Source organism: Rhizobium leguminosarum (assembly GCF_004123835.1).
Classification (GTDB): domain Bacteria; phylum Pseudomonadota; class Alphaproteobacteria; order Rhizobiales; family Rhizobiaceae; genus Rhizobium; species Rhizobium leguminosarum_M.
Genome location: NZ_MZMU01000024.1, coordinates 446,995 through 465,164, shown reverse-complemented (window position 1 = coordinate 465,164; position 18,170 = coordinate 446,995). Strand labels below are relative to the sequence as shown.

Below are 18,170 nucleotides of genomic sequence, written 5' to 3'. Positions count from 1 at the left end.
GATGCGCGTCGCGATTATCGACTATGGCTCCGGTAACCTGCGCTCGGCGACCAAGGCTTTCGAGCGTGCCGCCCACGAAGCCGGCATCGATGCCCATATCGATCTCACCGACAGGGCGGAGGATGTTGCCGCCGCCGATCGTATCGTGCTTCCCGGTGTCGGCGCTTATGCCGATTGCCGGCGCGGCCTCGATGCCGTGCCCGGGATGGCCGAGGTGCTGATCGAGGCTGTCGAGAAGAAGGCGCGGCCGTTCCTCGGCATTTGCGTCGGCATGCAGCTCATGTCCTCGCGCGGCCTCGAGAAGACCGTGACGCACGGCTTCGGCTGGATTCCCGGGAACGTCGTCGAGATGACGCCGGATGATCCGGCACTCAAGATCCCGCAGATCGGCTGGAACACGCTCGACCTGAGACGCGAACATCCGCTCTTTGAAGGAATTCCGACGGGGTCGCAGGGACTGCACGCCTATTTCGTGCATTCCTACCATCTTGCCGCCGAAAACGCCGAGGATGTTATTGCGACGGCCGACTATGGCGGTCCGATGACCGCTTTCGTCGGGCGCGACAACATGGTCGGAGCGCAGTTTCACCCGGAAAAGAGCCAGAAGCTCGGCCTGGCCCTGATCGCCAATTTCCTGCGCTGGAACCCGTAGAGCGTTGTTCACGTAATCTGGGAGGTAAAACCGCACACCCTTTTGCTGGAATTGCTCCAAGGGCTGGCTTTTAATACAGCCGCCTTATTTCCCTTGTATGGAAACGGCGGAACAGGAGTGCGCTCGATGCCGGCTTCACGGAAATCAGGCAAGGTGTTCTACACGTTGCGGCCCTCCAGGGAAGGCTTGCCCCCCTTTTCCGATATCAAGCTTCCCGGCGGCACGATCATCCGCCGTGTCGACGAAGCCATTCATAGGAAGGCGCTTTCCAACGCAGCCAAGGCTCTGAAAGAAAGGCTGGACCGATGATCCATGATTCTTTCCCCGCAAACGACGGTTCGAGCCGGCGGCAAAACGGGGTCAGCGCCGGCGACATCGCCGAGGCCGTGCTGGAATTCTATATCGAAGGTGAGGACGATCTGATCGGCCTACTCGCCTACGCACTCTACGAGCGGCAAAAGCGCGATTTCGTTCTCAGTCATCGCAAGCGAAATGCCGGCCGTTCGCCCGATGAGGCCGAGCTTGCCGCCGTCAACAGCAATTATCTCTCGACCGACCTGCGCAATACGCTACGCGACCGCGCCTCGCAGATCCTTTCGAGTTATGCCGAAACCTATGTCGAGGCGATGGAGCCGCAGATCCGGCTGACCGCCGTCAACAGCGATGCGTTGCGCCAGGTACGAAACATCGAGAAATCGATCAAGAGGCGCCTGGGCTTCTGGCGTCAGGTCCGGGCCGGCTTTGCCGTCACCCTGCTCCTCCTTCTGCTTTTCGGCGCGGCTGCCATTGCCGCTGTCTTTTTCCAATCGGATATCGTAGATGCGTGGAATGCGCTGATGGTACCGATCACTCTACGGACGTAAAACGACATGATCCTTTTTCCCGCGATCGACCTGAAGGGCGGCCAATGCGTCCGCTTGAAGCTCGGCGACATGCAGCAGGCGACAGTCTACAACACCGATCCGGCCGCCCAGGCGAGATCCTTCGAAGATCAGGGTTTCGAATGGCTGCATGTGGTCGATCTCGACGGCGCCTTTGCGGGACATTCGGCCAATGGCGACGCCGTCGAAGCGATCTTGAAGGCAACTGACAATCCGGTGCAGCTCGGCGGCGGTATTCGCACGCTCGATCATATCGAGGCTTGGCTGTCGCGCGGGCTGCGGCGCGTCATTCTCGGCACCGTTGCGGTCAGAAATCCGGCGCTGGTCATCGAGGCCTGCCGGAAATTTCCTGATCATGTCGCCGTCGGCATCGATGCCAAGGGCGGCAAGGTGGCCGTCGAGGGTTGGGCGGAGGCCTCCGAACTCGGTATCATCGAGCTCGCCAGGAAATTCGAGGGCGCCGGCGTTAGCGCGATCATCTACACCGATATCGACCGTGACGGCATTCTGGCCGGCATCAACTGGAGTTCGACGCTGGAACTTGCCGACGCCGTTTCCATTCCCGTCATCGCCTCGGGCGGCCTTGCCTCTCTCGACGATATTCGCCGCATGCTGGAGCCCGATGCGCGGAAGCTGGAAGGGGCGATTTCAGGCCGTGCGCTTTATGACGGCCGTATCGATCCCGGGCAAGCGCTGGCGCTGATCAAGGCCAACAGGGCAAAGGAGACCGCATAAATGACCCTCAAGGCCCGTGTCATTCCCTGCCTCGACGTCAAGGACGGCCGTGTCGTCAAGGGCGTCAACTTCCTCAATCTCGTCGATGCCGGCGATCCCGTCGAAGCCGCGAAGGCTTATGATGCGGCCGGCGCCGACGAACTCTGCTTCCTCGACATCACCGCTTCCTCGGACAATCGCGAGACGATCTTCGATGTCGTGTCGCGCACGGCCGACCAATGCTTCATGCCGCTGACGGTCGGCGGCGGGGTGCGTACCATCGCCGATATCCGCAAGCTGTTGCTGTGCGGCGCCGACAAGGTCTCGATCAATTCGGCAGCCGTCAGCAATCCCGACTTCGTCACTGAGGCAGCCGACAAGTTCGGCGACCAGTGCATCGTCGTCTCGATCGACGCCAAGCGCCGGCGCACGCAGGCAGTCGGCGGCGACAATCTCAGCGCCTGGGAAATCTATACCCATGGCGGCCGCAACGCGACCGGCATCGATGCCGTCGAATTCGCGGAGAAAATGGTGGCGCGCGGCGCCGGTGAGCTGCTGGTCACCTCGATGGACCGCGACGGCACCAAGGTCGGTTACGATCTGGAATTGACGCGGGCGATCGCCGATGCGGTGCGTGTGCCCGTCATCGCGTCCGGCGGCGTCGGCGATCTCGACGATCTCGTCGCCGGGGTGAAGGAGGGCCATGCCAATGCGGTGCTTGCCGCGTCGATCTTCCACTTCGGCACCTATTCCGTCAGCGAGGCGAAGCACTATATGTCGAAGTGCGGCATCGACATGCGTCTCGACTGAACCTTGAAAGCGGACCTATGCGCGGATTTTCCCTTTCCGATCTCGAAAGCATCGTCGCAGAACGATCGAAAGCCTCGCCGGAGCAATCCTGGACAGCCAAACTCGTGGCCGCCGGCCAGCCGAAAGCGGCAAAGAAGCTTGGTGAAGAGGCGATCGAGGCCGTGATGGCGGCGGTGACCGGCGACCGCGACAATCTGACCTATGAGGCGGCCGATGTGCTCTATCACCTATTGGTCGTATTGAAGATTGCTGAAATACCATTAGAGAATGTCATGGCCGAGCTCGAGCGCAGAACCGCGCAGTCCGGCCTCAAGGAAAAGGCCAGCCGGCAGAGTTCATGAGTATCGCGACTGAGATTATCGGGGTGCCGGAAACGTTGGATCACTTCCAGTCGGAATCCTATTCGCCCTACCACTTCTTCTCTTCCGAACAATGGGCGAAATTCCGCGCCGACACGCCGTTGACGCTGACGAGCGACGAGGTCAAACGGCTGCGTTCGATGGGCGATCCAATCGATCTCGACGAGGTCCGGCGCATCTATCTGTCGCTGTCCCGGCTGCTCTCGGCACATGTCGAATCCTCGCAGATGCTGTTTGAACAGCGCAACCGCTTCCTCAGCCTGTCCGATGTGACGAAGACGCCCTTCGTCATCGGGATCGCCGGCTCGGTCGCTGTGGGAAAATCGACCACCGCCCGCATCCTCAAGGAGCTCCTGGGGCGCTGGCCTTCCAGTCCGAAGGTCGATCTCGTCACCACCGACGGCTTCCTGCATCCGAACGCCGTGCTGCAGCGGCAAAAGCTGATGCAGCGCAAAGGTTTTCCGGAAAGCTACGACACGGGTGCGATCCTGCGCTTCCTCTCGGCGATCAAGGCCGGGCGGCCGGATGTGAAGGCGCCCAGCTATTCACACCTCGTCTACGACGTGCTGCCGGACGAATACAAGATCGTCGACCGGCCCGACATCCTGATCTTCGAGGGCATCAATGTGCTGCAATCGCGCGACCTGCCGGCCGGCGGCAAGATCGTGCCGATGGTCTCCGACTTCTTCGACTTCTCGATCTATATCGATGCCGCCGAAGACGAGATCCACAACTGGTATGTCACGCGCTTCATGCGGCTGCGCGAGACCGCCTTCCGCGATCCGAATTCCTATTTCCATCGCTATGCCTCGATCAGCGACGCGGAAGCGCTCGAAATCGCCGAGGATCTTTGGGCAAACATCAACCTGAAGAACCTGCGACAGAACATTCTACCGACGCGTCCACGCGCCGATCTCATCCTGAAAAAGGGTAAGGATCACCTGATCGAGCAGGTCGCGCTGCGAAAACTATAGCAGCTGTCGTTAGTCGGTGGGATTGACGCGGCGGAGCGTCAGATTGATGCGGCCGCCATTCTTCAGCAGCGTCGACGTCGCCGGATGGATGCGGTCGACGCCATGGAAACACAGCCTCCCCTCGCCGCCCAGTACGACCAGATCACCGCTCGAAAGCTTGAAAGATAGCGTGCGATCATTGCGGCTGAGGCCGCCGACGCGAAAGAGGCAGCTGTTGCCGAGCGAGAGCGAGACGACCGGGGCTTTGAGATCCTGTTCGTCCTTGTCCTGATGCAAGCCCATGCGCGCTTCGTCGGAGTAGAAATTGACGAGGCAGGCTTCCGGCGGCTTGTCGTAGCCCGAAACGTCGTTCCAGATATCGAGCAATTGCTGCGGCATATCGGGCCAGGGTCTGCCGGTTGCAGGGTGTGTCGGCTGGTAGCGATAGCCGCGCTCTTTGTCCGTCACCCAGCCGAGCGGCCCGCAATTGGTCATGCGCACGGACATCGGCTTGCCGGTGCCGGGCATGGCGGGTACATAAAGCGGCGCTTCGGCGACGACGGTGCGGATCACCTCGACCAATGCTTCCTGACGCGACCGGTCGAGATAACCGGGGAGATGGCGGATGCCGTTCAAGAGTTCCGGCATGTCACTCACCACTGCCGCCGGGGCGGCCGCGCATCTTCTTGACTTCCGAGCGACCGGATTTTTCCTTCAGGCGGCGTTCGACCGAACCCTTGGTCGGCCTGGTCTTCTTGCGCGGCGGCGGCGGCGGCTTGGCGGCCTCGAGGATTAGTTCCTTCAGCCGGTCACGCGCATCCTCGCGGTTGCGGTCCTGGCTGCGAAACCGGCTCGCCTCAATCATCAGCACGCCATCCTTCGACAAACGCCGGCCGGCGAGCTTGATCGCATTGGTTTTGACTCGATCATTGAGAGACGGCGAATTCGCGATGTTGAAAAACAGCTGGACAGCGGTCGAGACCTTGTTGACATTCTGCCCGCCGGGACCGCCCGCCAGAACGAACTGTTCCGTCAGCTCCCATCCCGCGATGGTGATCCTGTCATCGATATAGAGCGCGTCGCTGGCCATGCGGCGTTCTATCTCACATCGGCGGCGAATTGAAAATATCGGCCGTCAACAAGGAAAACCCGGCAATCCTGCGATGCCGGGTTTCACGTGAGTCAGAGAGTCTGTTGAAGCAATTCCGGACGCAAAACCGTTGCACACTTTTGCTGGATTGCTTGCGCGCCTTATTCTGCAGCGACCTTCACGCCCGGGGCTGCATCGCGGACGCCGCCGTCGACGTGGCCCTCGAATTTGGCAAAGTTCGCAATGAACATCGAGACCAGCTTTTCGGCCTGCGCGTCATAGGCTGCCTTGTCGGCCCAGGTCGAGCGCGGATCGAGAATGCTGCCGTCGACACCGTCGACGGACACCGGTACGGCGAAGCCGAAGTTCGTGTCAGCACGGAATTCGGCCTGTCCAAGTTCGCCGCTCAGGGCGGCAGCGAGCAGCGCACGCGTCGCCTTGATCGGCATGCGCTTGCCGGTGCCGTAAGCGCCGCCGGTCCAGCCGGTATTGACAAGCCAGCATTGGACGCCATGACGACCGATCAATTCCTTGAGAAGATTGCCATATTCGGCCGGATGCCGCGGCATGAAAGGAGCGCCGAAGCAGGTGGAGAAGGTCGCTTCCGGCTCGACGACACCCTTTTCGGTGCCGGCCACCTTGGCGGTGTAGCCGGAGAGGAAGTGATACATCGCCTGATCAGGCGTCAATCGGGCGATCGGCGGCATGACGCCAAAGGCATCGGCGGTCAGCATGATGATCGTCTTCGGATGCCCGGCACGGCCCGTTTCCGACGCGTTCGGGATGAAGTCCATCGGATAGGCGCAACGGGTGTTCTCGGTCAGCGACCCGTCGTCGAAATCCGGCTCGCGGCTTTCGTTCAGCACGACGTTTTCCAGCACGGTGCCGAAGCGCTGTGTTGTCGCATAGATTTCCGGCTCGGCTTCGGCCGAGAGGCGGATGGTCTTGGCGTAGCAGCCGCCTTCGAAGTTGAAGATGCCGTTTTCGCTCCAGCCGTGTTCGTCGTCGCCGATCAGCGTCCGGGCCGGATCGGCCGAAAGCGTCGTCTTGCCGGTGCCGGAAAGGCCGAAGAACACCGCCGCGTCACCGTCCGGGCCGACATTGGCCGAGCAGTGCATCGGCATCACGCCCTTGGCCGGCAGCAGGTAGTTGAGCACGGTGAAGACCGATTTCTTCATTTCGCCGGCATAGGAGGTGCCGCCGATGAGGACGAGACCGTTGGTGAGATCGCAGGCGATCACCGTTTCCGAACGGCAGCCGTGGCGGGCCGGATCGGCCTTGAAGCTCGGCAGATCGATGATCGTCAGCTTCGGCACGAAGCTGGACAGCGCTGCGGTGTCGGGGCGGATCAGCAGATTGCGGATGAACAGCGAATGCCAGGCGAATTCGGTCACGACGCGGGTCGGCAGGGCATGGCCTTCCTCGGCGCCGCCGACGAGATCCTGGACGAAAAGCTCCTTGCCCGCGGCATGCGCCAGCATATCGTCGCGCAGCACGGCGAAATGCTCCGGCGAGATCGGCTTGTTGTTGTCCCACCAGATTTCGCCATCGGTATTGATGTCGCGAACGACGAACTTGTCGCGCGGCGACCGGCCGGTGTGCTGACCGGTAATAGCCCGCAATGCGCCTTGAGCGGTCAGTTCGGCTTCGCCCCGGCGGATCGCTTCTTCATAGAGCGCGGCGGCGGAAAAGTTGTAGCGAACGCTGGCTGCGCCGCCCAATCCAACCGTTGCCAGCTCTATTGCCGGGTTATGAACTCCGAACATTTCCATGGCTAGTTCCCTTCACTCAGGCTCGTTGCCGTTAAAACTAATCGCGAAAATACGGGCAGAAATTTTAAAACACAAGATGGAAAACTTGAGAAAATGCAGTGATATCAAACAATTAATCGATTTAAATTTATCGTCTTAATTTTAAATCGTTTGAATAGATCGCGTTTAAACATTTCGACGCGCCACCTAAGATTGCCGGCGAATTTTACGACAATCTTCCCCTTTATCTTTGCCACAATTTGTTCCACCTTTATCCTCCATAAGCGCATCCGGTCACTGAGACCGCCTGGGGAGAGCAAATCCGGGAGATTGCGCACTGATGACGGAGACCAACACCATGCCGACAATCGCGCTCGTTGATGACGACCGCAACATCCTCACCTCGGTGTCGATCGCACTGGAGGCCGAAGGATATAAGGTCGAGACCTATACGGACGGTGCTTCGGCGCTCGACGGCCTGCTGGCGCGACCGCCGCAGCTGGCGATCTTCGACATCAAGATGCCGCGCATGGACGGCATGGAACTGCTGCGCCGCCTGCGGCAGAAGTCGGATATTCCCGTCATCTTCCTCACTTCCAAGGATGAGGAGATCGATGAACTCTTCGGCCTGAAGATGGGCGCCGATGATTTTATCACCAAACCTTTTTCGCAGCGTCTGCTGGTGGAGCGCGTACGCGCCGTCCTGCGCCGCGCGTCAAGCCGCGAAGCCGCCGCCGCCGGCACCAGCCCCAGCGGCGCGCCGAAGACCGGCGCGGTGCAGCAGGCCCGCTCGCTGGAGCGCGGGCAGCTGGTCATGGACCAGGAACGCCATACCTGCACCTGGAAAGGCGAGGCCGTGACGCTGACGGTGACCGAATTCCTAATCCTGCATTCACTGGCGCAGCGCCCCGGCGTCGTCAAAAGCCGCGACGCGCTGATGGACGCAGCCTATGACGAACAGGTCTATGTCGACGACCGGACCATCGACAGCCACATCAAGCGGCTGCGCAAGAAATTCAAGATGGTCGACACCGACTTTGATATGATTGAAACACTCTACGGAGTGGGATACCGCTTCCGCGAAGCAGCCTGAGCCCCGAGCGGCGCAGCGCGCTCCTGCATAATTTCCTAAATCGGCATCGATTTAAGGATTAAATTATGCAGCAGTTCAAAATGTCGCAGCGTCCTTTGCGCGTCTGAAAAGACGCGCGGCGCTGTCGGAAATATTGAGGGCTGCGGGCCGGTCCATCCGGCCCCGCCCTTCGAAAGGGCCTGTCATTGGCACAGTTGGTGCAGGAAAGGGATCTGGACGATGCGGAGGGCGTGAGCACCCGTCGCGTCCGAGGCCGCCGTTGGTCCCATCCCTTCACGCTGATCCGCCGCATCTTCGGCAATGCCGTCTTTTCGAGCCTGACGCGGCGCATCCTGTTCTTCAATCTCGTCGCGCTGGTGGTGCTCGTCGGCGGCATCCTCTACCTTAACCAGTTCCGCGAGGGATTGATCGACGCTCGCGCCGAAAGCCTGTTGACGCAGGGCGAAATCATCGCCGGCGCCGTTTCAGCCTCCGCGTCGGTCGATACGAACTCGATCACCATCGATCCGCAAAAGCTGCTCGAGCTGCAAGCCGGCCAGAGCATCACCCCGGTGCCGAACGACGAGGACCTTGAATTCCCGATCGATCCCGAAAAGGTCGCGCCGGTCCTGCGCCGGCTGATCTCTCCGACGCGCACGCGCGCCCGCATCTTCGATGCCGATGCCAACCTGCTGCTCGATTCGCGCCATCTCTATTCGCGCGGCCAGGTGCTGCGCTTCGACCTCCCGCCGGTGGAGGAAGAGAAACAGACCTGGAGCGAGTGGTTCGCCGCCCTGTTCAACAAGGCGTTGCAGCCCGGCAATCTGCCGCTCTATAAGGAAGCGCCGGGCGGCGACGGCTCGATCTATCCCGAAGTGATGAACGCGCTCACCGGCGTGCGCGGCGCAGTCGTGCGCACCACCGAAAAAGGTGAACTCATCGTTTCCGTCGCCGTGCCGATCCAGCGGTTCCGCGCCGTGCTCGGGGTGCTGTTGTTGTCGACGCAGGCGGGCGACATCGACAATATCGTCCATGCCGAGCGGCTTGCCATCATGCGCGTCTTCGGCGTGGCGACACTCGTCAACGTGCTGCTTTCGCTGGTGCTGTCGTCGACCATTGCCAATCCGCTGCGCCGTCTTTCGGCAGCGGCCATCCGCGTCCGCCGCGGCGCCAAGACGCGTGAGGAAATTCCCGACTTCTCTGCCCGCCAGGATGAAATCGGCAACCTTTCCATCGCATTGCGCGAGATGACGACGGCGCTCTACGACCGCATCGATGCGATCGAGAGTTTCGCGGCCGATGTCAGCCACGAGCTCAAGAACCCGCTGACCTCGCTGCGCAGCGCCGTCGAAACGCTGCCGCTTGCCCGATCCGACGATTCCAAGAAGCGGCTGATGGACGTCATCCAGCACGATGTCCGCCGCCTCGACCGGCTGATCAGCGATATCTCCGACGCCTCCCGTCTCGACGCCGAACTCGCACGCGTCGATGCCGGTTCCGTCGACATGGAGGTGCTGCTGCGCGACCTGATCGAGGTTTCGCGCCAGGTCAGGAGCACCAAGAAGCAGGTGGAAATCGAATATGCGATCGAACGCAAGCCGAACGTCAAGACGCGCTTCGTCGTCAACGGCCACGATCTACGCATCGGCCAGATCATCGCCAACCTGATCGAGAATGCCCGCTCTTTCGTGCCGGAAAAGGGTGGCAAGATTACCGTGCGGCTGGTGCGGACACGCTCGCGCTGCGTCACCACTATCGAAGACAACGGCCCCGGCATTCAGGCGGAAAATATCGACCGCATCTTCGAACGCTTCTATACGGACCGGCCGGAGGCGGAAGGCTTCGGCCAGAATTCGGGGCTCGGCCTGTCGATCAGCCGGCAGATCGCCGAAGCGCATGGCGGTTCGCTGAGAGCCGAAAACATTACCGATGCCGAGAGCGGGCATGTGCTCGGCGCGCGCTTCATCCTCTCTTTGCCAATCGGCGCCGCAGCATGACCGAGGCAGGTTTCAACGTCCATGCGACGGCGATCGTCGTCGGCAAGACGGGGCTGCTATTCAGCGGTCCCTCCGGCTGGGGAAAATCGATGCTGGCCTTCACCTGCATGACCGAGGCGCGCCGGCTCGGGCTTTTCACGGCGCTGGTCGCCGACGACCAGGTGCTTCTCTCCGGAGAGGCCGGCGCGGTGATCGCTACATGCCCGCCGTCGATTACCGGGCTGATGGAACTTCGCGGCACCGGCATCGTTCGGCAGGACCATATTCCGCGGGCGACCATGCATTATGCCGTGCTTCCTGGCAGCGCCTCCGGTGACAACCGGGTGCCTCCCGAGGGCGAAATGGTGAGCCTTGCCGCCGGTTTTTCGCTTCCCGCATTGCGGTTGCTCACAGGCGTCTCTTCACCCCTTGCGATCCTGATGGCAAAAGTGCCTGGCATCGGGCACTGAGGCCTTCCGGATTGGTCAATCTGCCTTATATATTCGCATTTTTATCTTGCACTTCGGCTTTTCATAGCCAAGATGTGCCCCCACCGGTGGACGTAATTGCTGCATTGCGATATTGGGGCCACCGTTTGCGTATATGGGAGCAGTAATATCATGATCGGACTTGTGCTTGTCACTCATGGCAAGCTGGCTGAAGAGTTTCGTCATGCTGTCGAGCACGTCGTCGGTCCTCAGAAATTCATCGAGACAGTCTGTATTGGCCCCGAAGACGACATGGATCAGAGACGGCAGGACATTCTGGAAGCCGTTTCCGGTGCCGATGATGGCCACGGCGTTGTCATCCTGACCGACATGTTCGGCGGCACGCCGTCCAATCTCGCCATATCAGTCATGAGCAGTGGCCATACCGAAGTCATTGCCGGCGTCAACCTGCCGATGTTGATCAAACTTGCCGGGGTGCGCGGCGAGAACAACATGGAGAAGGCGCTGGTGGAGGCCTCCGAAGCCGGGCGGAAATATATCAATGTCGCGAGCCGTGTGCTCAGCGGAAAATAACGGGCATTCATGACATCGCTCTCCCGGGAACTCCTCATTATCAACAAGCGCGGTCTTCACGCGCGCGCTTCCGCCAAATTCGTGCAGATGGTCGAGACCTTCGATGCCGCCATCACCGTTTCCAAGGATGGAATGACGGTCGGCGGAACCTCCATCATGGGCCTGATGATGCTTGCAGCAAGCCCCGGCTCGAGCGTCGTCGTTTCGGCGAGCGGCAGCCAGGCCGAGGAAGCGCTGGAGGCCCTGGACCAGCTGATCCAAAACAGGTTCGGCGAGGAGATGTGAGCTCCGATCGAGTTCATATAAACATATAAAGACTTCTTTATATCCTTATTGCCATCACCGGCGAAGCCTGCTAAACGGCGGACATGCCGTGCGCTTGCACGTGGGTGATCTTCGCGCCTGCGCCAATTTTGAGACGTTTTTCAGCCTGGAGGCCTCTATGAGCACTGAAAAAGATTATGTCGTCGCCGATATCGGGCTTGCGGATTTCGGCCGCAAGGAAATTACGATCGCCGAAACCGAAATGCCGGGGCTGATGTCCTGCCGCACCGAATTCGGCAAGACAAAGCCGCTGAAGGGCGCGCGCATCACCGGCTCGCTGCACATGACCATCCAGACGGCCGTGCTCATAGAAACGCTGGTCGCGCTCGGCGCCGAAGTCCGCTGGGCCTCGTGCAACATCTTCTCGACGCAGGATCATGCCGCTGCCGCGATCGCCGCTTCCGGCGTGCCTGTCTTCGCCATCAAGGGCGAATCGCTCGAGGATTACTGGGTCTATACCGACAAGATCTTCCAGTGGGCCGATGGCGGCCTTTCCAACATGATCCTCGATGACGGCGGCGACGCCACCATGTACATCCTGCTCGGTGCTCGCGCCGAAGCCGGCGAGGACGTGCTGTCCCATCCGCATTCGGAAGAAGAGGAAATCCTCTTCGCACAGATCAAGAAGCGCCTTGCCGCTTCGCCGGGCTGGTTCACCAAGCAGCGCGACGCCATCAAGGGCGTCACCGAGGAAACGACGACCGGCGTCAACCGGCTCTACCAGCTCAGCCAGAAGGGCCTGCTGCCTTTCCCGGCGATCAACGTCAATGACTCCGTTACCAAGTCGAAGTTCGACAACAAGTATGGCTGCAAGGAATCGCTGGTCGACGGCATCCGTCGCGGCACCGACGTGATGATGGCCGGCAAGGTTGCCGTCGTCTGCGGCTACGGCGACGTCGGCAAGGGTTCTGCCGCTTCGCTCTCCGGCGCCGGCGCCCGCGTCAAGGTAACCGAAGCCGATCCGATCTGCGCATTGCAGGCTGCGATGGACGGTTATGAAGTCGTTCTGCTCGAGGACGTCGTTTCCTCGGCCGATATCTTCATCACCACCACCGGCAACAAGGACGTCATCCGCATCGACCATATGCGGGCGATGAAGGATATGGCGATCGTCGGCAATATCGGTCACTTCGACAACGAAATTGAAGTCGCTGCATTGCGCAATCTCAAGTGGACCAACGTCAAGCCGCAGGTCGACCTGATCGAATTCCCCAAGGGCAACCGCATCATCCTTCTTTCCGAAGGCCGTCTGCTCAACCTCGGCAACGCCACCGGCCATCCGTCCTTCGTCATGTCGGCTTCGTTCACCAATCAGACGCTGGCGCAGATCGAGCTCTTCACCAAGCCCGACCAGTATTCCAACCAGGTCTATATCCTGCCGAAGCATCTCGATGAAAAGGTCGCACGCCTGCATCTCGACAAGCTCGGCGTGAAGCTGACGGAGCTTTCTGAGGAACAGGCTGCCTATATCGGCGTCTCGCCGAGGGGCCCGTTCAAGTCCGACCACTACAGATATTGATCTGATCGTTAATATCCACAAGATGTAGAAGCCGCGACATTGACAAATGCCGCGGCTTATTTTTTGGACGCTCCCTTCCCGCCGATTCCCTTCCGAAGTATTGTTTTAAGACTTGATTCGTGGCGCCGGACCCTGTCCGACCGCTGCGAAAATGGGATGTCTTGTCGTAATGCGGCACATTGAAGGACGGAGACATACCGCGGATGTCGGAAATGAAAAGCAGCCTGCCCGGTCAGGCGGATGATGGCGCTCGCGCCGATCGCCGCCCGCTCACGGCAGGCCAAGGATATCAATTTGCAACGGCTCACGAGGCCGCAAAGCAAGAGCACGGATCATTGGCGCGCTTCCTGAAAAGCTGCGCGGCCGGCACGGCGCTTGCCACGCTGGCGCGGCCGGCTCTGGCACAGGCGGAGCAGCAGGCGGCGGCCTCGGCTCACCTCTTCACATCCTCGCAGGTGATCGGCGTTTCCGTCGTCATCGGCGTCATATCTGCAGCGCTGCTGTCGACGCTGTGGCTCGTGCGTCAGCGCGGTAACCTGGAAAACGAGAGCCGGGAAATCCGCTCGGCGCTCTCCGATGCCCAGCAGCGCATTTCGCAATACCAGGCTCTGATCGCCGACAAGAACCGGCGGATCGTCATCTGGGACGGCAATGCACGCCCCGAACTGCTCGGCCAGCTTCCGCCCGAGACCGGCGCGCCGCAGGACGGGGAATTCCTGGCCTTCGGCCTGTGGCTGAAGTCACGTTCGGCTTCCGAGCTGGAAAAAGCGATCGACCGGTTGCGCGACGAGGCGCAAAGCTTCGACATGGTGGTCGAAACCATCCGCGACGAAATTCTCGAGGCACAGGGCCGGGTTTCCGGCGGGCGTGCCTTCGTCCGTTTCGTGGCGCTCAACAATCTGCGCGCCGAGCTCGCAGAGCTCAGGATCGAGCGCGACCGGCTGATGACCTCGATCTCGGCCTTCCAGACCATGCTCGACGCGATCGATATGCCGGCCTGGCAGCGCGATCCGGTGGGCCGCCTCACCTGGGTCAACCAGGCTTATGGCGAGGCGGTCGAAGCGCGATCGCCGCAGCAGGCGATCAATGAAGGCCGCGAAATGCTGACGACCGTGGCGCGCGAACGCATTCGCGCCACGACGACGCCGGAATCGCCCTTCCACGACAAGATTTCGACGGTCGTGCACGGCAACCGCACATTCTTCGACGTCGTCGACGTCAGGGTTCCCGGCGGCTCGGCCGGCATCGCGATCGATGTGTCCGACATAGAGGCCGTGCGCGCCGAGCTGGAACGGACGCTGAAGAGCCATGCCGAAACGCTCGACCATCTCGCCACGCCGGTTGCCATCTTCGACGGCGACCGCCGGCTGCAATTCTACAACCAGGCCTTCGTCGCGCTCTGGGAACTGGATATCGCCTTCCTCGAAGGCCGGCCGGACAATAGCGAGCTGCTCGAGCGGCTGCGGGCGGCCAAGAAGCTGCCGGACCAGCTCAACTGGAAAAGCTGGAAGGAAGCCGCACTTTCCGTCTATCGCGCCCTCGACACGCAATCCGATCTCTGGCACCTGCCGAACGGGCAGACGCTGCGGGTCTTTGCGACCGCCCATCCGCAGGGCGGCGCCACCTGGGTGTTCGAAAACCTGACCGAGCAGGTCGATCTCGAAACGCGCTACAACACGCTGGTCAAGGTGCAGGGCGAAACGATCGACCATCTTTCCGAGGGTGTGGCGGTGTTCGGCCCTGATGGACGCATCCGCCTGTCCAACCCGGCCTTCCGCGCGCTCTGGGGGATCACCGAAACCGAAGCCAAGCCCGGCACCCATATCCGCGCGTTGGGCGAAGCCTGCGCACCGTCCTATGACCGGCCGGACGGCTGGAAGACCTTCGCGGAACTGATCACCAGTTTCGACGACGAACGCCGCTCGGGCCAGGGAACGCTGGAACTCTTCTCCGGCCTCGTGCTCGACTACGCCGTCATCCCGCTGCCGAACGCGCAGACCATGCTGACCTTCGTCAACATGACGGACAGCGTGCGTGCCGAGCGGGCGCTGACCGAGAAGAACGAGGCACTGCGCAAGGCCGACGAGCTGAAGAACGACTTCGTCCAGCATGTTTCCTATGAACTGCGTTCGCCACTGACCAACATTATCGGCTTCACCGATCTCCTGCGCACGCCGGGCGTCGGGCCGCTCACCGAACGGCAGGCCGAATATATCGACCACATCTCGACCTCGTCCTCGGTTCTGTTGACGCTCGTCAACGATATTCTCGACCTTGCAACCGTCGACGCCGGCATCATGCGCCTCAATTATGCGGATATCGATCTCAACGATTTGCTCGACGACGTCTCAATGCAGATCGCCGACCGCCTCCACGAAAGCGGCGTCGCGCTTGAAATCACCGCGCCCGCCTATCTCGGCTCGATCGTTGCCGATCCGCAGCGTCTGAAGCAGATCCTTCTGAAGCTTCTGTCCAATGCGGCCAATTTCTCGCCCGAAGGCACCTCGATCTCGCTGGAATGCCATCGCGAAGGCACGGATTTCGTCTTTTCCGTCAGCGATCGCGGCCCCGGCATCTCACCTGACATGATCGCGACCGTCTTCGACCGTTTTGCCACGGGAGCGAAAAGCGGCAAACGCGGTGGCGCCGGCCTCGGCCTCTCGATCGTCGACAGCTTCGTCAGTCTGCATCATGGCGATGTGACGATCGACAGCGAGCCGGGCAAGGGCACGACCGTCGTCTGCCGTATCCCCTCGGTCGATGTACCGCATTCCGCCGCCGCCGAATGACGACCAGTGATGCGATCTCGCTTTTCCTGAAAGACGAGGCGGCCACCATCCGCCTCGGCGAAGACCTGGCGCTGGCCCTGAAGGCCGGCGATTGCCTTGCCCTTTCCGGCGATCTCGGCGCGGGGAAATCCTCGCTTGCCCGCGCGATCCTGCGCGCCATGGCCGATGACGAAGGGCTCGAGGTCCCGAGCCCGACCTTCACGCTGGTGCAATCCTACGACCTGCGTATCCCGGTTTCGCATTTTGATCTCTATCGGCTCGGCGACCCCAGCGAATTGACGGAGCTTGGCTTCGACGAGGCCCTGCAGAACGGCATCTGCCTTGTCGAATGGCCGGAGATGGCCGCGAGCGAGTTGCCGACGGACCGCATCACGTTGACGCTGGCGCATGAAGGCAACGGCCGCCGGGCGACGATCGCCGCCCAGGGCGCACAGGCCTTGCGCATCCATCGCGTCCTGGCGATCCGCAATTTCCTCGACAAGGCCGGCTATCCCGATGCCAAGCGCCGCTTCCTGACCGGCGATGCCTCGCTGCGCGCCTACGAGGCGATCTATCCTGAGAATGCGGAGCGCCGCATCATCCTGATGGACTGGCGGCCGCATCCCGAGGGACCGCCGGTCTATGACGGCAAGCCCTATCCCAAGGTGGCGCATTTGGCACAGGACGCCTATCCCTTCGTTGCGATTGCCGATGCGCTGCGCGAACGGGGTTTTGCCGCGCCGGAGATTTATAAGGTCGACTATGAGCAGGGCATCCTGCTGATCGAGGATCTCGGCACCGAAGGCGTGCTCGATGACCAGGGCCGGCCGATCGCCGAGCGTTACCGGCAAAGCGTCGCCTGTCTTGCCCATCTTCATTCCATGCAGTTTCCGCAGGATATTCCGGTTTCCGCCACGCATACGCATCACATACCGGACTTCGATCGCAAGGCGATCAAGATGGAAGTGCAGCTTGTGCTCGACTGGCATATTGCCTGGAAGCGCGGCACCGCACCCTCGGATGCCGAGCGCAACGAATATCTGGCGATCTGGGATGCGCTGATCGATGAACTCGCCACGGCCGAAAAGAACCTGCTGCTGCGCGATTTCCACTCGCCGAATATCATCTGGCGCCCGCGGGAACCAGGCATCAAACGGATCGGTCTCATCGACTTCCAGGACGCCATGATCGGCCCCACGGCTTATGACCTTGCCTCGATCGTCCAGGATGCGCGCGTAACGATCGAGCCGGATCTCTTCCGGCAGCTGATGGATGATTATCTGACGCTTCGCCGCGCGCAGGCCGGTTTCGACGAGGCCGGCTTCATCAAAGCCTGGGCGATCATGTCGGCGCAGCGCAATTGCAAGCTTGCCGGTCTTTGGGTGCGCTTGTTGCAGCGCGACGGCAAGCCGGGCTATCTGAAACATATGCCGCGCACGCTCGCCTATCTGAACGTCGCGCTCGAGCATGAAACGCTTGCCCCCTTGCGCGATTGGTGCACAAGGGCTGGAATAGGCCAGAGCGAATCATAAAGTTCCGGATCAGAATGACCATCAGACAAGCCATGGTACTCGCCGCGGGCCTCGGAACCCGCATGCGCCCGATCACCGATACGATCCCGAAGCCGCTGGTGAAGATCGACGGCAAGCCGATGATCGACTACGTGCTGGATTCGCTGGTGGCGGCCGGCATCGAACGCGCCGTCGTCAACGTTCACCACCACGCCGACCAGATGCTCGACCATCTCGGGAATTATCACGGCCTCGACATCGTCATATCGGACGAGCGGGACGCACTGATGAATTCAGGCGGCGGCCTGGCGAAGGGGCTGAGGCTGCTAAGCCGCGACAACATCTTCGTCATGAATGCCGATCTCTTCTGGATCGGCGAAAAGCAGGGGAGGCCGACGAACCTGGAACGCTTAGCCGGATTCTTCGATGCCGAACACATGGATATGGCGCTGCTTTGCGTTGGGATCGAGGATACGACGGGTCATAATGGCAAGAACGACTTCAGTCTTGCGGCCGACGGCCGGCTGACACGTTATCGCGACGATCCGTCCAATCCCGTCGTCTATGCCGGGGCGATCGCCATGAACCCGTCGCTGTTCGACGATGCGCCAAAGGATGCCTTCAACCTCAATATCTATTTCGACAAGGCGATCGCGCGCGGACGACTTTTCGGCTTGGTGCTCGAAGGCCATTGGCTGACGGTCGGCACGCCGGATGCGATCGGCGAGGCGGAGGAAACGATCCGGCGATTGCGGACGTTTGCCTGAG

General features: G+C 61.1%; 19 protein-coding genes. 16 read left to right on the top strand and 3 right to left on the bottom strand.

The window, feature by feature from the left end; all coding sequences use genetic code 11:
• The first annotated feature begins 1 nt into the window (after position 1).
• The 7 genes from hisH (at position 2) to coaA (ending at position 4,390) form a co-directional block, all read left to right on the top strand.
• The gene (hisH, locus tag B5P46_RS31865; RefSeq protein ID WP_129422187.1) at positions 2 to 652 is read left to right on the top strand and encodes an imidazole glycerol phosphate synthase subunit HisH; all 651 of its coding nucleotides are present in this window, start codon (positions 2 to 4) and stop codon (positions 650 to 652) included.
• Positions 653 to 778: 126 nt separating this feature from the next.
• Positions 779 to 961, top strand: coding sequence for a hypothetical protein (locus tag B5P46_RS31860; protein ID WP_029768237.1), 183 nt, complete (start codon positions 779 to 781; stop codon positions 959 to 961).
• On the top strand, positions 958 to 1,515 hold the full coding sequence (locus tag B5P46_RS31855; protein ID WP_129422186.1) for a hypothetical protein: 558 nt from the start codon (positions 958 to 960) through the stop codon (positions 1,513 to 1,515). Before B5P46_RS31860 ends, B5P46_RS31855 begins: the two co-directional genes overlap by 4 nt.
• A 6-nt stretch (positions 1,516 to 1,521) precedes the next feature.
• Positions 1,522 to 2,268, top strand: a complete 747-nt coding sequence (gene hisA / locus B5P46_RS31850; protein WP_129422185.1) for a 1-(5-phosphoribosyl)-5-[(5-phosphoribosylamino)methylideneamino]imidazole-4-carboxamide isomerase — start codon at positions 1,522 to 1,524, stop codon at positions 2,266 to 2,268.
• Entirely contained in the window at positions 2,269 to 3,057 is a 789-nt protein-coding gene (gene hisF, locus B5P46_RS31845) for an imidazole glycerol phosphate synthase subunit HisF (protein ID WP_017962660.1), read from the top strand. It abuts the gene before it with no gap.
• A 17-nt stretch (positions 3,058 to 3,074) separates the two neighbouring features.
• Positions 3,075 to 3,398 carry a phosphoribosyl-ATP diphosphatase gene (locus tag B5P46_RS31840; RefSeq protein ID WP_129422184.1) on the top strand — a complete coding sequence of 108 codons (324 nt, stop codon included), beginning with the start codon at positions 3,075 to 3,077 and terminating at the stop codon, positions 3,396 to 3,398.
• Positions 3,395 to 4,390 carry a type I pantothenate kinase gene (gene coaA, locus B5P46_RS31835; RefSeq protein ID WP_129422183.1) on the top strand — a complete coding sequence of 332 codons (996 nt, stop codon included), beginning with the start codon at positions 3,395 to 3,397 and terminating at the stop codon, positions 4,388 to 4,390. The genes B5P46_RS31840 and coaA overlap by 4 nt, the downstream gene beginning before the upstream one ends.
• A 9-nt stretch (positions 4,391 to 4,399) precedes the next feature.
• Here the strand turns inward: coaA and B5P46_RS31830 are convergent, their stop codons facing one another.
• The 3 genes from B5P46_RS31830 to B5P46_RS31820 form a co-directional block, all read right to left on the bottom strand.
• On the bottom strand, positions 4,400 to 5,017 hold the full coding sequence (locus B5P46_RS31830) for an alpha-ketoglutarate-dependent dioxygenase AlkB family protein (RefSeq protein ID WP_129422182.1): 618 nt from the start codon (positions 5,015 to 5,017) through the stop codon (positions 4,400 to 4,402).
• 1 nt (position 5,018) lies between these two features.
• The gene (gene arfB / locus B5P46_RS31825; protein ID WP_017962656.1) at positions 5,019 to 5,459 is read right to left on the bottom strand and encodes an alternative ribosome rescue aminoacyl-tRNA hydrolase ArfB; all 441 of its coding nucleotides are present in this window, start codon (positions 5,457 to 5,459) and stop codon (positions 5,019 to 5,021) included.
• A 161-nt stretch (positions 5,460 to 5,620) separates the two neighbouring features.
• Complete coding sequence (locus B5P46_RS31820; RefSeq protein WP_129422181.1) at positions 5,621 to 7,231, bottom strand: phosphoenolpyruvate carboxykinase; 1,611 nt, start codon at positions 7,229 to 7,231, stop codon at positions 5,621 to 5,623.
• A gap of 337 nt (positions 7,232 to 7,568) precedes the next feature.
• Here B5P46_RS31820 and B5P46_RS31815 point away from each other — a divergent pair, with 337 nt between their 5' ends.
• From B5P46_RS31815 to B5P46_RS31775, 9 genes are all read left to right on the top strand, one after another.
• Positions 7,569 to 8,303, top strand: coding sequence for a response regulator transcription factor (locus B5P46_RS31815; RefSeq protein WP_196764566.1), 735 nt, complete (start codon positions 7,569 to 7,571; stop codon positions 8,301 to 8,303).
• A 185-nt stretch (positions 8,304 to 8,488) separates the two neighbouring features.
• Entirely contained in the window at positions 8,489 to 10,279 is a 1,791-nt protein-coding gene (locus B5P46_RS31810) for a sensor histidine kinase (protein WP_129422180.1), read from the top strand.
• Positions 10,276 to 10,728, top strand: a complete 453-nt coding sequence (locus tag B5P46_RS31805) for an HPr kinase/phosphorylase (protein ID WP_129422179.1) — start codon at positions 10,276 to 10,278, stop codon at positions 10,726 to 10,728. The genes B5P46_RS31810 and B5P46_RS31805 overlap by 4 nt, the downstream gene beginning before the upstream one ends.
• 150 nt (positions 10,729 to 10,878) lie before the next feature.
• The gene (locus B5P46_RS31800; protein WP_003544139.1) at positions 10,879 to 11,280 is read left to right on the top strand and encodes a PTS sugar transporter subunit IIA; all 402 of its coding nucleotides are present in this window, start codon (positions 10,879 to 10,881) and stop codon (positions 11,278 to 11,280) included.
• Between the two features lie 9 nt (positions 11,281 to 11,289).
• Entirely contained in the window at positions 11,290 to 11,565 is a 276-nt protein-coding gene (locus tag B5P46_RS31795; RefSeq protein WP_003544133.1) for an HPr family phosphocarrier protein, read from the top strand.
• 157 nt (positions 11,566 to 11,722) lie between these two features.
• On the top strand, positions 11,723 to 13,123 hold the full coding sequence (ahcY, locus tag B5P46_RS31790; protein WP_129422178.1) for an adenosylhomocysteinase: 1,401 nt from the start codon (positions 11,723 to 11,725) through the stop codon (positions 13,121 to 13,123).
• A gap of 203 nt (positions 13,124 to 13,326) precedes the next feature.
• Positions 13,327 to 15,912 carry a sensor histidine kinase gene (locus B5P46_RS31785; RefSeq protein ID WP_129422177.1) on the top strand — a complete coding sequence of 862 codons (2,586 nt, stop codon included), beginning with the start codon at positions 13,327 to 13,329 and terminating at the stop codon, positions 15,910 to 15,912.
• Entirely contained in the window at positions 15,909 to 17,423 is a 1,515-nt protein-coding gene (gene tsaE, locus B5P46_RS31780) for a tRNA (adenosine(37)-N6)-threonylcarbamoyltransferase complex ATPase subunit type 1 TsaE (protein ID WP_129422176.1), read from the top strand. Before B5P46_RS31785 ends, tsaE begins: the two co-directional genes overlap by 4 nt.
• 14 nt (positions 17,424 to 17,437) lie before the next feature.
• Positions 17,438 to 18,169 (top strand): nucleotidyltransferase family protein, encoded by a 732-nt coding sequence (locus B5P46_RS31775; protein WP_129422175.1) that lies wholly within the window; start codon positions 17,438 to 17,440, stop codon positions 18,167 to 18,169.
• The last annotated feature ends 1 nt before the right edge of the window (position 18,170 follow it).